14 protein-coding genes are annotated in these 15,273 nt (G+C 66.5%); 10 read left to right on the plus strand and 4 right to left on the minus strand.

The window, feature by feature from the left end:
• Window positions 1-156 precede the first annotated feature (156 nt).
• The 5 genes from yeiP to kynU all read left to right on the plus strand — a co-directional run bounded on the left by yeiP (window position 157) and on the right by kynU (window position 5,949).
• Entirely contained in the window at window positions 157-720 is a 564-nt protein-coding gene (yeiP, locus tag ASG75_RS05450) for an elongation factor P-like protein YeiP (RefSeq protein ID WP_056386413.1), read from the plus strand.
• 172 nt (window positions 721-892) lie between these two features.
• Window positions 893-2,992 (plus strand): FUSC family protein, encoded by a 2,100-nt coding sequence (locus tag ASG75_RS05455; protein WP_056386415.1) that lies wholly within the window; start codon window positions 893-895, stop codon window positions 2,990-2,992.
• A gap of 62 nt (window positions 2,993-3,054) precedes the next feature.
• Window positions 3,055-4,089 carry an amidohydrolase family protein gene (locus ASG75_RS05460; RefSeq protein WP_056386417.1) on the plus strand — a complete coding sequence of 345 codons (1,035 nt, stop codon included), beginning with the start codon at window positions 3,055-3,057 and terminating at the stop codon, window positions 4,087-4,089.
• Window positions 4,086-4,604: a hypothetical protein gene (locus tag ASG75_RS05465; RefSeq protein ID WP_056386419.1), complete on the plus strand. Its 519-nt coding sequence runs from the start codon at window positions 4,086-4,088 to the stop codon at window positions 4,602-4,604. The genes ASG75_RS05460 and ASG75_RS05465 overlap by 4 nt, the downstream gene beginning before the upstream one ends.
• Before the next feature lie 61 nt (window positions 4,605-4,665).
• Window positions 4,666-5,949, plus strand: coding sequence for a kynureninase (gene kynU / locus ASG75_RS05470; protein ID WP_056386421.1), 1,284 nt, complete (start codon window positions 4,666-4,668; stop codon window positions 5,947-5,949).
• A gap of 46 nt (window positions 5,950-5,995) precedes the next feature.
• Here kynU and ASG75_RS05475 read toward each other — a convergent pair whose 3' ends face one another.
• Window positions 5,996-6,478 carry a hypothetical protein gene (locus tag ASG75_RS05475; RefSeq protein ID WP_157616898.1) on the minus strand — a complete coding sequence of 161 codons (483 nt, stop codon included), beginning with the start codon at window positions 6,476-6,478 and terminating at the stop codon, window positions 5,996-5,998.
• A gap of 545 nt (window positions 6,479-7,023) precedes the next feature.
• On the opposite strand from ASG75_RS05475, the gene ASG75_RS05480 reads away from it, so the two are divergent.
• From ASG75_RS05480 to ASG75_RS16220, 5 genes are all read left to right on the plus strand, one after another.
• Entirely contained in the window at window positions 7,024-7,527 is a 504-nt protein-coding gene (locus tag ASG75_RS05480; RefSeq protein ID WP_162253091.1) for a nuclear transport factor 2 family protein, read from the plus strand.
• 63 nt (window positions 7,528-7,590) lie between these two features.
• The gene (locus ASG75_RS05485; protein WP_082547498.1) at window positions 7,591-8,685 is read left to right on the plus strand and encodes a histidine kinase; all 1,095 of its coding nucleotides are present in this window, start codon (window positions 7,591-7,593) and stop codon (window positions 8,683-8,685) included.
• Window positions 8,682-9,413 carry a LytTR family DNA-binding domain-containing protein gene (locus tag ASG75_RS05490; protein WP_056386428.1) on the plus strand — a complete coding sequence of 244 codons (732 nt, stop codon included), beginning with the start codon at window positions 8,682-8,684 and terminating at the stop codon, window positions 9,411-9,413. The genes ASG75_RS05485 and ASG75_RS05490 overlap by 4 nt, the downstream gene beginning before the upstream one ends.
• 27 nt (window positions 9,414-9,440) lie before the next feature.
• Window positions 9,441-10,574 (plus strand): acyltransferase, encoded by a 1,134-nt coding sequence (locus tag ASG75_RS05495; RefSeq protein WP_056386430.1) that lies wholly within the window; start codon window positions 9,441-9,443, stop codon window positions 10,572-10,574.
• Window positions 10,575-10,701: 127 nt separating this feature from the next.
• Window positions 10,702-10,998, plus strand: a complete 297-nt coding sequence (locus tag ASG75_RS16220; protein ID WP_327213302.1) for a hypothetical protein — start codon at window positions 10,702-10,704, stop codon at window positions 10,996-10,998.
• Between the two features lie 122 nt (window positions 10,999-11,120).
• On the opposite strand, the gene ASG75_RS05500 is transcribed toward ASG75_RS16220, so the two are convergent.
• The 3 genes from ASG75_RS05500 to proB all read right to left on the minus strand — a co-directional run bounded on the left by ASG75_RS05500 (window position 11,121) and on the right by proB (window position 15,273).
• Entirely contained in the window at window positions 11,121-11,999 is an 879-nt protein-coding gene (locus tag ASG75_RS05500; protein WP_162253092.1) for a DUF2971 domain-containing protein, read from the minus strand.
• An 830-nt stretch (window positions 12,000-12,829) separates the two neighbouring features.
• Window positions 12,830-14,092, minus strand: coding sequence for a glutamate-5-semialdehyde dehydrogenase (locus ASG75_RS05505; RefSeq protein ID WP_056386434.1), 1,263 nt, complete (start codon window positions 14,090-14,092; stop codon window positions 12,830-12,832).
• A complete protein-coding gene (proB, locus tag ASG75_RS05510; protein WP_082547499.1) occupies window positions 14,089-15,273 on the minus strand; it encodes a glutamate 5-kinase in 1,185 nt (394 codons plus the stop codon). The genes ASG75_RS05505 and proB overlap by 4 nt, the downstream gene beginning before the upstream one ends.

Consider the following 15,273-nt stretch of genomic DNA (forward strand, 5'->3'; position numbering starts at 1 on the left):
CGCCCTCCCCGTCATTCCCGCGAAAGCGGGAACCCATTTTGCCTTCGGCAATACGGCACGACGATGGATTCCCGCTTTCGCGGGAATGACGATGGGAGAGGTCACGCATCACCCCCGAACGCAACCATCCATTAGCATCCAATTGACCTGAATCCCATGAAAGCTTCCGACGTCAAGAAAGGCAACGTGGTCGAGCATGACGGCACCGTCTACCAGGTGCGCGACATCGAGCGCAGCTCGCCGAGTGCGCGTGGCGGCAACGTCACGTTCCGCTTCACCCTGTATTCGATTCCCGGCGGACGCAAGTTCGACCTCAGCCTGCGCGCCGACGACGAACTGCGCGAGATGGACCTGGTGCGCCGCGCCGCCAACTTCTCCTACATGGACGACGGCGCATTCGTGTTCATGGATGCCGAGGATTACACCCAGTACCCGCTGTCGCCGGAACTGGTGGGCGACAACGCCGGCTACATCGTCGAGAGCGTCGAGGGCTACTACGTGCAGCTGATCGACGACGCGCCGGTAGGCCTGCAGGTACCGACCAGCGTGATCCTCACCGTGGTCGACACTGCACCGGAAATGAAGGGTTCCAGCGCCACCAAGCGCAACAAGCCGGCCAAGCTCGACACCGGCATCGAAATCCAGGTGCCCGAGTACATCAGCAACGACGAGAAGGTGTGGGTGAACACGCTCACCGGCGAGTTCGCCGGCAGGGCCTGAGAGCAGGAGTGAGGGGAGAGGAGTGAGAAACGAGAGAAAAGCGGTTCGAGGTTGCTCCGCTTCTCGTTCCACGCGGGCCATAGAGCATCGGATCGGACGGCACGGTAACCTTGCCCGAGCCACGGCACTTCTCTCACTTCTCACTCCTCTTCACTCGCTCCTGGCCCGCCCCATGCCCCCCAGCGGTTATTCGCTACGCGCCCATGCGATCGAGAGCCTGACCAACGTCAAGCGGCCGGACGTGCCGCTGCGGGTGGTGCTGCGCAATACCGCAGCGGTGATCCTGCCGCTGGCGGTGGGCATGGCGACCGGCCATCCGCAGATCGGCCTGGGCGTGGCGGCCGGCGCGCTGGACACGATGTTCTCCGACCAGCCCGGGCCGTATCGCCAGCGCATGCGGCAACTGCTGCTGGCGTCGCTGGCGGCCGGCCTCGCCGCGCTGGTGGGTTTCCTGATCGGCGGCCAGTTGCTGCCGATCCTTCTCGCCACCGCCGCCTGCGGTTTCTTCGGCGGCATGCTGGTGGTGTTCGGCGCGGATACCGCGCGGGTCGGCATGACCAGCATGATCCTGCTGGTGATCACCGCGTCGACGCCGGCCTCGCTTGGTCATGCGCTCGGCGGCGCCGCGCTGATCTTCGCCGGCGGCCTGCTGCTCACCGCGTTCTCGCTGGCGGCATGGCCGTTGCAGCGCTACTGGCCCGAGCGCATCGAGCTGGCACGCGTATACGCCGGGCTCGCCGCACTGGCCCGCGAACAGGCGCATGACGATGCCGAGGTGCCGGCGCTGACCGAGGCGATGACCAGCCTGCAGCACACCTTGCTGGGCCGTCATCGCGCGCACGGCCGTGCGATGGAAGCCTTCGGCGTGCTGCTGGAGCTGGCCGAGCGGATCCGGCTGGAACTCACGGCGATGGCCGAGCTGCACGCCAACCCGGCCATCCATGCGATGTTCCGCGACGACGCCGCGCGCGTACTGGCGGCGATCGCCGAGGCACTGCAGCAGGGCGATCCGCCCGAGCGGGCCGACCGCGCGCTGCAGACATTGCGCGCCAGCGAGCGCGCCCTGCTCGACGGCGGCGGCAACGCCGACGGCCTGGCTGCGCACATCCATGCGCTGGCCGGCCAGCTGGCCGCCGCGGTGCGCAACGCCGACTGGGCCGGCAGCCGCGGCGAACTGCGCGCCAGCGCGGCGGAAACCCGACTGCCCACGTCACTGCGCAGCAGCTCCACCTGGGCCACCCTGCGCGCCAACCTCACGCCGCGTTCGGTGGCGTTCCGTCACGCCGTGCGCATGGCGGTCTGCCTCAGCGCGGCGCTGTGGATCTCGCGCCTGCTGCACCTGCCGCACGGTTACTGGCTGCCGATGACCGCCGCGATCGTGCTGCGCCCGGACTTCGCCGCCACCTTCAACTTCGGCCTGCTGCGCGTGCTCGGCACGGTGCTGGGGCTGGTGCTCACCACGGTGCTGCTGCACGTCACGCCGGACGAACCGTGGGCGCACCTGGCGCTGATGGCGGTGCTGTGCATGGCGTTCCGCTACCTCGCCGGCGCGCATTACGGCATCGCGGTGGCGACGCTGACCGGCACCGTGGTGATCCTGCTGTCGTTCGAAGGGGTCAGCCCCGGCCTGGCGGTGTCGGACCGGGTGCTCAACACCGCGCTCGGCTGCGGCATGGCCCTGCTCGCCTACGTGGCCTGGCCGACCTGGGAGCGCGGCCGCGCTCGCGCCGCGCTGGCGGTGATGCTGGATGCCTACGCCAGTTACCTGCGCGCCCTGGCGCAACCCGACCGGGGCGGCAACCGCAACGACACCCGCACCGCGGCGCGCACCGCGCGCACCAATGCGCAGGCCTCGATCGACCGCATGCGCACCGAGCCGGCCACGCCGCCGGAACTGCTGGCGCTTGCGCGCGCACTGTTCGCCAACGGCAATCGCCTGGCGCGCACCGCGATGGCGCTGGAAGCTACCCTCGACGATCTCGCCGTGCTGCCCGCGGCAGACGCCATCGGCCGTTTCGTCGAGCACAACGCCGACGCCGTGCAGGCCATCGCCACGGCGCTGCGCGAACAGCAGCCGCTGGGCGCCCTGCCCACGCTGCGCGCCATGCAGCGCGAGCTGGTCACCTCGATGCAGGGCGTCGGCGACCGCGCCGCACTCGAGCTGCTGGCGCGCATCAGCGACCGCCTGGTCGACAACGTCGATACGCTGGCCTACGTGACGAAGCGCAGCTCCCAGACGCCAGCCGCTGCCGCGGAACAGTCACCGACGTAAGCCGCGCGCAGCATGTGCGAGCGCAACGCGACGCCACCGCGCGGAGGTTTTACACTGCACGGATGCTCAAGATCGATACCCACGCGCACATCCTGCCCCGCGACTGGCCGAACCTGGCGGCCAAATACGGCGACGACCGCTTCCCGGTGATGACCCACACCGACGGGCGCCACCGTATCTACAAGGACAGCCGGTTCTTCCGCGAAGTGTGGGATTCGGCGTTCGACCCGCAGACGCGCATCGACGACTACGCCCGCTTCGGCGTCGACGTGCAGGTGATCTCCACCGTGCCGGTGCTGTTCACGTACTGGGCGCCGGGCCACCAGGCGCTGGAACTGCATCGCCATCTGAACGACCACATGGCCGGCATCTGCCGCGACCACCCGCGCCACTACGCCGGCATCGGCACGGTGCCGCTGCAGGCGCCGCAGCTGGCCGTGCGCGAACTGGAACGCTGCATCGACGAACTGGGCCTGCAAGGCGTGCAGATCGGCTCGCACTGCGGCGACTGGAACCTGGATGCGCCGGAACTGTTCCCGTTCTTCGAGGCCGCCGCCGATCTCGGCGCGGCGGTGCTGGTGCACCCGTGGGACATGATGGGCATGGCCAGCATGCCGAAATACTGGATGCCGTGGCTGGTCGGCATGCCCGCCGAACAGTCGCGCGCCGCCTGCTGCCTGGTCTTCGGCGGCGTGCTGGAGCGGCTGCCGAAGCTGCGCGTGATGCTGGCGCACGGCGGCGGCAGCTTCCCCTCGACGATCGGCCGCATCGAACACGGCTTCCGGATGCGCCCGGACCTGGTCGCCACCGACAACCCGCGCAACCCGCGCGAGTACCTCAAGCGTTTCTACTTCGACTCCTGCGTGCACGACGACCAGGCGCTGCGATATCTGCTGGATGTGACGGGTGCCCGCCAGGTGATGCTCGGCACCGACTATCCTTTCCCGCTGGGGGAGCAGGAACCCGGCAGCGGCATCGAGGCGCTGGGCCTGAACGAAGCCGACCGCGCGCGGCTGTTCCACGGCACGGCGCTGGAATGGCTGGGCCTGCCCCGCCACCGCTTCGCCCCCGACCCCATTCCGAAGGAACCCGCATGAGCTTCCTGCGCACCACCACCCTCGCGATCGCCTTCGCCACCGCCCTGCTGGCCGGTGGCGCACACGCCGCCGACGTCAGCATGGCCGACGGCAGCGTCCACTTCACCGCGCCGGACAGCTGGCTCGGCATCATGGAAACCCAGGGCGACCCCGAAGCCCGCGTGTTCCAGGTGCCCGACCCCTCGCCCACCGGCAAGAACAGTCTCGCCCGCGTCACCGTGACGGTGAAGCAGGTGGCCGACGTCAACGGTTTCAACCAGTACCGCAGCGAAGCCACCGCGAAAGCCATGGCCCTGCCCGGCTACAAGGCCGCCGCAGTGCCGCCGAGCCCGAACAGCAACGTCTATACCGCGCAGGAAAACGCCACCGGCTTCAACTACACCGAACACTACTGGCTCAAGAACGGCCGCGCGATCCAGCTGCGCTGCGTGCGCCCCAGCCAGACCGAAGCCGGCGCCGATTGGAAGGCCGCCTTCGACAAGGGCTGCGACGCGATCGCCGCGCAACTGAAGTAAGTCCGCGTTGATCCCTCCCCTGCTTCGCAGGGGAGGGATCAACACTGCAAAGAGATACCCGATGCCCGCAAGTTTCGAAGCCACCCTCGACTGGGCCAACGCCTGCGACGCTGCCGATCCGCTGCGCGCGTTCCGCGACGAGTTCCTGATCCCGCCGCACGAAGGCCGCGACAGTACGTACTTCTGCGGCAACTCGCTCGGCCTGCAGCCGCGCGCGGTGCGCGAGGCGGTCAACGCGGAACTGGATTACTGGGGCGAACTCGGCGTCGAAGGCCATTTCAAGGGCCGCCTGCCGTGGATGGACTACCACGAGTTCGTGCGCGACGACCTCGCCGCCGTGGTCGGTGCGCTTCCATCCGAAGTGGTGGCGATGAACACCCTCGGCGTGAACCTGCACCTGATGATGGTGGGCTTCTATCGTCCCACCGCCGAACGCCCGGCGATCCTGATCGAAGGCGGCGCGTTTCCCACCGACCGCTACGCGGTGGAATCGCAGATCCGCTTCCACGGCTTCGACCCGGCCAGCGCACTGATCGAACTGCAGCCCGACGAACCGAACGGCACCACCTCGCTCGCCGCGATCGAGCGCGCGCTGGCCGAACACGGCTCGCGCATTGCGCTGGTGATGCTGCCCGGCGTGCAGTACCGCACCGGCCAGGCGTTCGACCTGAAGGCGATCACCGAGCTCGGCCACCGGCACGGCTGCGCGGTCGGCTTCGACCTCGCCCACGCCGTGGGCAACCTGCCGCTGCAGTTGCACGACAGCGGCGCCGATTTCGCGATCTGGTGCAGCTACAAATATCTCAACAGCGGCCCCGGCGCCGTCGGCGGCGCGTTCGTGCACGAGCGCCATGCCAAGGCCATGCTGCCGCGCTTCGCTGGCTGGTGGGGCCACGACAAGACCACCCGCTTCCAGATGGGCCCGGAGTTCGTCCCCACGCCCGGCGCCGACGGCTGGCAGCTGTCCAACCCGCCGATCCTCGCGCTGGCCCCACTGCGCGTGTCGCTGGAAATCTTCCGTCGCGCCGGTATGCCCGCCCTCTGCGAAAAATCGCTGCAGCTCACCGGTTACCTGGAATGGCTGGTGCAGACCCAACTCGCCGACGTGCTGCAGGTGGTAACCCCCGCCGACCCCGCACGTCGCGGCGCCCAGCTGTCGATCCGCGTAATCGGCGGCCGCGAACGCGGCCGCGCCCTGTTCGAACACCTGATGGCAAACGGCATCATCGGCGACTGGCGCGAACCCGACGTGATCCGCATCTCGCCCGCGCCGCTGTACAACCGCTTCGTGGATTGCCTGCAGTTCATGGACGTGACGCGGAAGTGGTCTGGCGTTCGGACCTGAAAACGATCTGCCCCTCACGGGGCAGATCGCAGGCGCGATGACTCGCTCAGTGAACCTGGATATTGCCGCCCTCGACGGGAATCGATGCCGGCTCAAGCGGAGAGGTGCACGGCACTCCCGGCGGCCCCAAGAAGATAAACACCAGCGAAATCAGATCCGGTGGAGCCCCCGCGCCTTCTCCGTTGTCGACGACCTGGAACCAGACCGGGTCCCCGACATAGGCTCCCGCAACGTTGTCCTGGGTAACCGTACCGCTCATCGTCGCCACGTTGCCTGCAACACTGAGGCAGTCAACGGCCATGTGCAGCCGAGTGCCCGAATCGCGATTGAAAAGCTCAGCCTGACCTCTCGAGTTGTTGTTGCCATCCGTCCCCGCCGTAAAGCTGAACGTGCGCAGATTGGTGCCGATCGTGGTTTGCCCCGAACCTGTCGCCGAAGCGACGATGCCGTTAGCCGCGATGGCCGTCCCTGCGCTCATTCCGGCTCCCACCGCCAGCAGGGTGGCGATCAAAACGTTTGTCGTCTTCATTGTTGCCTCCACATACAGACTGTTGAGTTCCCGGCCGGGCACTCGTGGAGTCGCAACATCGATCTTGTGTCCTCATGCCTTCACATGGCATGACGCACTCTCTCACGGCCGCCGGGGGCGGACCGTTCGAGTACCAAGCATGTCAACTACGGCGGTCATCCCCTGCTTATGACCGACCATGCCATGAACGGTCACGCTACACACCAGTATGGACTCCAGCGCGTTTAGACAGAATCAACGACTCGTTTAAGTATCATGTCGACACCCCCTGCTTCGAGTAGCAGTCGGCTTTAGTGTCCGGGTGTCATCGGAGCCGTCAAGCGCTGGGGGTCCATCGGCAGACGTCCGCTTTCGACCGACCGGGGTGAAAAACATTCGCCGCCGGAATGGCTTGAAGACAAGGCAGCCAGGAAGATCCAGGCCAGCGGCCCCCATTCCCCACCACGGTTCACCGCATTCGATGCACGGCCAGCCGCATAACGCTGGCCCCTTCGGCGGGCCGCCGGTCTAATCGTGCACACCGCCCACCACCGATGGAGTGCACCATGAAGTTCGTGTTGTCCGCCCTACTGCTCGCCATCTCGCTTGCGGCGCCACTGCACGCCGAGAACACAGCCACCGACGCGCATGCTGCTGACCGGGCACAGATCCAGCAGTTGGTCGAGCGCTTCAAGGGCGCCATCCTCGCCAGGGATGGCGAAGCCATGCACGCCATGTTCCTGCCCGGTGGATCGTGGCTGCAGGGCATGGACAAGAAATCACTGGCCAGGGTGCGTGCAAAGAAACCCGATGCCCAGCAGTTCGCGCCGGGCAGCTACGAGCAGTTCGCGAAGTTCGTCGGCACGGCGCCGAAGGCGATCGAGGAAACCTTCGATAACGTGCGTATCGAAACCGACGGCATCATCGGCACCGTTTACTTCGACTACCGGTTCCTGGCGGAAGGCAAACTGCTGAACCACGGCGTCGAAACCTGGCAGCTGGTGCATACGGACGGTGGCTGGAAAATCAGCGCCATGCTGTACTCCGCCATCCCTGATGACATCCGCTGACTGTCGATATAGGGTGCACCGTGCGTCCGGCAGCGGGGTCGGCGCCCCTTCACGAGTACGACGATGACGCGCGCTTCACTCCCCGAGCAGCCCACCGGCCTGCCACTGCGGGTATCTCTGCTGGCAAGCCTGCCCATCGCCATGTGCATGGGTGTGATGGCGCTACCCGAGCTCGGCCATGCCTACGCGGGTGAGTACCGCGCGTTCTATGCTGCCTGCTACCTGTTCTGGATCGCGCCGCTCAGCCTGCTCCAGCGCGCCATGTGGCAACGCGGCGTTCCGGCACGCACAAGCATTTCGGTGCTGCTGCTGGCCACCTACATTCCTTCGGTCATCAACAACGCCCTGGCGCAGGCCGCGGCGGTGCATTGGGGCCTCGTGCCGGGCTACGAGTTCCGTCGCATCTTTGCCGGGCTGGACGGCTGCTGGCTGGCCCTTATCGCCTTCTGCGCCATCCATGCCCTGCTGCACCACCACAACGCACTGCAATACTCGCGCCGCCGCGAAGCCGAGGCCACGGCGCTGGCCCGCGAGGCGGAACTGCGCGCGCTGCAGTATCAGCTGCACCCGCACTTCCTGTTCAACACTCTCAACAGCATCTCGGCGCTGGTGGCGGACGGCCGAGGCAACGACGCCACGCGCATGATTGCCTTGCTCGGCGATCTTTTGCGCGCCACGCTGGAACGCAGCGACACGCGCGAAGTGACGCTTGCCGAAGAGCTTTCACTCACCGAACACTACCTGGACATCGAAAGGGCCCGGCTCGGACGCCGTTTGCAGGTGGACATGCGCGTGGGGCCGGGAGTGCTGCAGGCGCTGGTGCCGCCATTGCTGCTGCAACCGTTGGTGGAAAATGCGATCCGCCACGGCATTGCGCTGCGCGCGACGGGTGGAGCCGTGAACCTGCGCATCGACCGCGAGCGGGACGTGCTGACGATCGAACTTCGCAACGATGGCGTGCCCTCGCTGGAGGACGATCACCCGCGGTGCTCCACGCCCATTGGCCTGAGCAACGTGCGGCAGCGCCTGACGGCACTGTATCCCGGCAACCACACGCTGGATTTCACGGTTGCGGCCGACGGTGCATGTACGGTTCGCATCACCCTGCCGCTTCGGCTCGCCGCGACGACGGCGAGCCCCATGGTGCGCACCGCATGATGCGTGTGATGGTGGTCGACGATGAACCACTCGCCCGCGACGGCGTGCGTGCGCGACTGGCTTCGCATGCAGATATGCGCTGGGTTGGCGAGGCCGGTGACGGTGAGTCGGCGATACAGGCGATTGAATCCCTGCAGCCTGACCTGGTGTTCATGGACGTGCAGATGCCCGGCATGAGCGGCATCGATGCACTGCGTCGCGTCACATCGCAAGCGCGCCCACTCTCGATTCTGCTCACGGCTTACGACAACTTCGCGGTGGCCGCTTTCGAGATTCACGCGCTGGATTATCTCCTCAAGCCGATCGACGACCAGCGCTTTCGCGAATCGCTGGATCGGGCACGCGCGGCATTTCGCCAGCGCACCCACGATGGGTATGTCGAGCCCCAAAAGGCCTGGGCCGAACGCTTCACGGTGCGGGTGGGTCAGCGCATCGCCGTCATCGAGGCGGCACAGGTCGACTGGATCGAAGCCAACGACGATTACGCCGGCCTGCATGTGGGGTCGCGCGCGTACCTGTTGCGCGAGCCACTGCACCAGCTGGCCAAACGACTCGACCCCAATCGCTTCTTGCGCATTCATCGCTCCACCATCGTACGCATCGACCGCATTGCCGAGCTTGAGGCGCTTTCCAACCGCGACTGCCTGCTTCGCCTTCATGACGGCACGCCGTTGCGCGCCAGCCGCACCTACGTCGACCAACTGCACGCCGCGCTTGCGGCGCGTTGATTCTTTCTCTCCCGCCATCATTACGCCATGCGCCTTCCCGGTCTCGACCTCCTCCGTGCCATCGCCATCATCTGGGTCATGCTGTTCCACTCCTACCTCGTCGGAGGCCTGGGCGACAGCCTGGCGGGCGTGGAAACGTACGGCTGGATGGGCGTTGACCTGTTCTTCGTACTGAGCGGGTTTCTGATCGGCACCCAGGTGCTGCGGCCGATGGCAGCCGGCCAGACCCTTGACCTCTACGGTTTCTATCGCCGGCGTGCGTTCCGCATCCTGCCCGCATTCTTCGTGGTGCTCGCCCTGTACGCCCTGTGGACGGCATGGCGCGAAACGCGGGGCATGCAGCCGTTGTGGCAGTTCCCCACGTTCACCTTCAACCTGCTGTTTGATCGCAGCGAGAACTATGCGTTCTCGCACGCATGGTCGCTGTGCGTGGAGGAGCACTTCTATCTGGTGTTCCCGTTTGCTGCGCTGGTGATGCTGCGCAAGCCATCCGTCACACGTTTCGCTGGACTGTGCAGCGTGATCGTCCTGGGCGGCATGGCGCTTCGTGCATGGCTCTGGCTGCACTACTACCTGCCGGCGCGTACGGCCGACGATGGCACCCCGGGCCTGATGTTCCTGCGCTACATCTACTACCCGACCTACTCGCGCCTGGATGGCCTGGTCGCCGGCGTGGCGCTTGCCGCCTGCGCCGTGTACCGACCGGCATGGATGGAACGGGTGCAGCGTCACGGCAACCTCGTGCTCCTGCTTGGCTTGATTCTGCTGGCCGTATCCGTCGCACTTTTTACCCGGCGTGTCGGCTTCGCCGCCACGGTGGTGGGCTACCCACTGCTGTCACTCGCCCTGATGGCCGTGGTGGCGGCGGCAAGCGGCGGCCCCTCGCTGCTTGCCCGCATGCGCGTACCCGGCGCCGCCTGGCTGGCCGCCATCTCCTACAGTCTGTACCTGAGCCACAAAGGCGTGTTCCATCTGGTGCACGAAACGTGGAACGGGCGCCTGCAGCAGCACGGCTTCGTGCTTTTCTGTGTATATGCCATGGCGACGCTGGCCGGCGGGGCGTTGCTGTACTACGCGGTAGAGCGGCCGTTCCTGCGTTGGCGCGACATACGCAGCCGACTCCTTCCGCGGATGCATGCGGCAGGCGAGGTTACGGGTTAGTGGGGCTCCAATCCAAAGCGAAACCCGGGTAACGAAACTCGGGGTTTGGCTTCCAGATAAACCCACCTCCGGCGCCGACGGCTGGCAGCTGCCCGATCCGCCGATCCTCGCGCTGGCGCTGCTGCGCGTGTCGCTGGAAATCTTCTGCCGCGCCGGCGTTCGCTCTCTGCGAAAAACCGCGGCAACTCACCGGCTACCTGGAATGGCCGGTGCAGACCCAACTCGTCGCGGCGCCCAGCTGTCGATCCGCGTGACCGGCGGCCGCGAGCGCGGCCGCGCATTGTTCGAATACCTGATGGCCCATGGCATCATCGGCGACTGGTGCGAACCCGACGTGATCCGCATCTCGCCCGCACCGCTGTACAACCGGTTTGCGGATTGTTTGGTGTTTGCCGAGGCAGTGCTGGCATGGCGCCGCGGCTGACCGACCGACGTCCTGACTACTTATGTCCGCCACTCAAAGCGGTCTGTGAGCTGGACATTGCTTACGGGCCAAGCGTGTTCAGCCCTCACAGCATCTACAGTCGCACTGGGGCGCTTTGGGCGCTACGCCGGCACTTTGTCCAAGTGCGTGAAGTCAATCTGAAATCCCTTCCCCTGCGACGCCTGCCAACGCTGCGCATGGGGGTATTTCTCAAAAATTATCGGCTCAAGTTCGGCGCGAAGCTCTGCGGCCCGCGCGCCGAAGTAGACGGCAACCAGTTCACACGGATGAAACGGTACATCCTCGAACTCGGCATCTGGATTTCGCCCCTCTCCCGTCACGATCCGCAGCTCCTGTTCGTAGCGCCAATGAGTGGACTTGAGGAGCATGAGTGGGTCAGCAAGGTCGGGGGTCAACGTGATGTTGCCCGCCAAAAAATTCGCCAGCCCTTCGTCGTCCAGTAGCGGGGGCGCGTGATCGCTGTAATTTACTGGCTCCGCGAGACGGTAGACACTGTCAACGCCATCAGCATTTGCGAACTCCAAGACTAAACCACGATGGTTGTCGGCGTACAAAGCCCACATCGTGTTGTCGTCGTGTGCTCCGCTCAAGCAGAGAACCTTGATCATTTTCAGGCTTCTGACGATCTCCTTGCCGAATACGTCCATGTACCCGGGAAGCTTAGCCAGAGTTTCTCTTATCCCTGGGCGCATATCCCTGTCGAACTGCTCACGCCCCTGACGGAGAAAATGCGCCCACAAATCTTCAAGCAAAGTGCCCATTTGATTCATCGGCGGCCGTTGTCCTGGATGCTGTATACGCTCCCACATTAGATCGAGCGCACGCTGCGTCACGTGGTCCGCGTCGAAGTCGGTCGAATACGGAACGGCCATGTCAAATAGATCATTGAACTTCGACGGCCGAGACCAGCGCAACGTGGAGTCGATCAGCGTAGGTCGCGCGCCGGCGGGGCTGAGGTACTTGAAATAGCGGTCCATCATGATGTCCCTGATTCGTATAAAGCAGTCGTTTGCCAGTGCTTCCAGGTGAATCGTAAAGCCGTAGAGCAAGCCCGTCAGCAGGCAATGCTGGCATCGAGCTTGAGCCACCCGTTTCGTTCTTCCCATTTTTGGCTAGCTAACCTCATGCCAACTGGAGCGGCAATCGACTCTGAGGCGAAGCGGTTCCTAAGCAGGTGTATGCGTCGCATGCATAGGTATGACCGCTTGCTGTTGGTTTGAAGCTGCGTCCCAGCAATGGATGCGTCGGAACCGACATCTTCAGATCACAAACCGCAACGCGCGGGATCCATCGAAGCCGGAACCGAGGTGCTCCAGCGTACTCGCAACCTCAAAACTCCCAAGCGCGAACCTCTCGAGGCTTGGGCGCGATGCCAAAACCGTTGCGCGCAAGGCACTTCGTGCTCTCTGTCCCACCCCGAACCTTCGCGCGCAAGCCTCACGACCTCGTAGCGGCAAGGGCCGGAGCGTCGCGCGCGACGCCTGCCGGGACGGTCGCGAGGGTATTTCGGGCACGGACGCTGGTTTGACCTTCGCGCTTGCAGTGGTTGACCTTCGCGATCCGAGGCTTTGGACCTTGCGCTTCGGGTTTTTCCGCTTGCGGGCAAAGCTGGCGCGAGTGCGGGCGAAGGTCAAAGGGTTGCGCGCGTCGTGGAAACCGTTGCGGATGGAGCCTGGTCCTTTGCGCGCGAAGGCGGGAGAAGTTGATGCCGGGGTTGTGGCGTTGCGCGCCAGGTCAGGGGGGCGCAAGCGAAGGTGTTGGGCATCGCTGCGCTCAGCTCAACCTGCAAAAGCTCCGAACCGCCAGCGCGTCATGCCCGGCTCTGCGGATGCCTCACCTGCCCTTCCCCACGCACCACGAAGCGCTCCACCGTCAGCGCTTCGGCCCCCATCGGTCCATAGGCGTGCAGGCGCGTGGTGGAGATGCCGATCTCGGCGCCGAGGCCGAGTTCGCCGCCGTCGCTGAAGCGCGAGGAGGCGTTGACCATCACCACGGCGGAGCGGATGGCCTGCACGAAGCGTTGCGCGGCGGCTTCGTCGGTGGTGGCGATGACTTCGGTGTGGTCGGAGCCGTAGCGCCGGATGTGGGCGATGGCGGCGTCGAGGTCGTCCACCACGCGCACGGCGAGGATCAGGTCGAGGAACTCGGCGGCGTAGTCGTCGTCGGTTGCCGCGCGCAGGTCGGGTACCAGCGCGCGGCTGCGTTCGTCGCCGCGCAGATCGACGCCGCGTTCGCGCAAGGCAGCCACCGCGCGCGGCAGGAACGCATCGGCCACGTCGCGATGCACCAGCAGCGTCTCCAGCGCGTTGCACACGCCGGGGCGCGAGGTTTTGCCGTCGATCAGCAGGTTCAGCGCAAGGTCCAGGTCGGCGGCACGGTCCACGTACAAGTGGCAGACGCCCTTGTAGTGCTTGATCACCGGCACGCGCGCGTGTTCGGCGACGAAACGGATCAGGCCTTCGCCGCCGCGCGGGATGGCCAGGTCGACGAGGTCGCTGAGTTGCAGCAGCTCGACCATCGCCTCGCGGCTGAGATCCTGCAGCACCGTCACCGCGGCCTCGGGCACGTCGTGCGCGCGCAGCGCGGCATGCAAGGCCGCGGCGATGGCGAGGTTGGAGTGGATCGCCTCGGAGCCGCCGCGCAGGATCACCGCGTTGCCGGCCATCAGGCACAGCGCCGCGGCGTCGGCGGTGACGTTCGGACGCGCCTCGTAGATCATCGCGATCACGCCGAGCGGGATGCGCACGCGTTCCACCGACAGGCCGTTCGGCCGTGTCTCGCGGCGGGTCGTCACGCCGACCGGGTCGGGCAGCTCGGCCACCTCGCGCAGTGCGCCGGCGATGCCGGCCACGCGCGCCTCGTCCAGGCGCAGGCGATCGAGCATGGCGCCCTGCACGCCTTTCGCCGCGGCCTGGCGCATGTCCTCGGCGTTGGCTGCCAGCACCGCAGCGGACTGCGCTTCCAGCGCCGCGGCCATGTCGCGCAACAGCGTGCGCTTCGCCTCGCTGCCGAGTGCCGCCACGACCCGGGCGGCGTCGCGGCAAGCCAGTGCCTGTTCGCGGATCGTGCTCATGCGTTGATCTCCTGCCCGGAGGCGACCGGACGGTCGATGCTGACGAGGTCGTCGCGATGCACCACCTCGTCGCCGTAACTGTAGCCGAGCACGCCGTCGATCTCGCGGCTGTGCCGGCCGGCCAGGCGACGCACCTCGACGGCGCCGTACTGGCTGAGTCCGCGTGCGATGGCGGCACCATCCACGTCGACGATCTCGACCAGGTCGCCGCGGTGGAACTCGCCATCGGCGCCGAGCACACCGCCCGGCAGCAGCGAGACGCGTCCGCCGGCCAGCGCCTTCACGGCGCCGGCGTCGATACGGATGCGGCCCGGCGCGGCGGGTGCGTGGCGCAGCCAGTACTTGCGCGCCTGCAATCGTGTGGAAGCCGCGGCGATCAGCGTACCGCGCAGTTGCCCGCGTTGCAGCGCCTGCACGGTGGCCGTCTCGCGCCCGCTGAACAAGGCCGTGGGGATGCCGGCGGCTGCGGCTTTCGCCGCCGCCTGCAGCTTGGTGCGCATGCCGCCGGTGCCGGCCGCGCTGCCGCTGTCGCCGGCCATCGCGACGATCTCGTGGGTCAGCGCGGCCACCTGCATGATCGGCACCGCCGCGGGATCGCGCCGCGGGTCGGCGCTGTATAGCGCATCGACGTCGGAAGCGATCAGCAGCAGGTCGGCGTCGACCAGCGCGGCCACGATGGCGGCGAGGTTGTCGTTGTCGCCGAGCTTCAATTCATCCACCGAGACGGTGTCGTTCTCGTTGATCACCGGCAGCACGCCGAGCTGCAGCAACTCGCGCAGGGTGGCGCGCGCGTTGAGGTAGCGGCGGCGGTTGCGCAGGTCGTCGTGGGTCAGCAGCACCTGCGCCACCGGCCGTGCGGACAGCGATTGCCATAGCGCGACCATCGGCGCCTGGCCCAGCGCGGCCAGCGCCTGGCGTGCGGCCAGGCCGCCGCCGCTCGCATGCTCGCGCAACAACGCACGCCCGGCCGCCACTGCGCCGGAGGACACCAGCACCACCTCGCGGCCCTCGGCATGGCTGGCGGCGATGAACGCGGCCAGCGCTTCGGCGTAACGCGAAGTGAGGCCGCCGCCGTCCGCGGCAAGCAGGTTGCTGCCCACCTTGAGCACTGCGCGGCGCCAGCGCGGCAGGTCTTGGCCGGGCAGTTCGGTGCGCGCGCTCATCGTGTCGATCACCGTCAT

Source organism: Rhodanobacter sp. Soil772 (genome assembly GCF_001428385.1).
In the GTDB taxonomy this organism is placed as follows: Bacteria; Pseudomonadota; Gammaproteobacteria; order Xanthomonadales; family Rhodanobacteraceae; genus Rhodanobacter.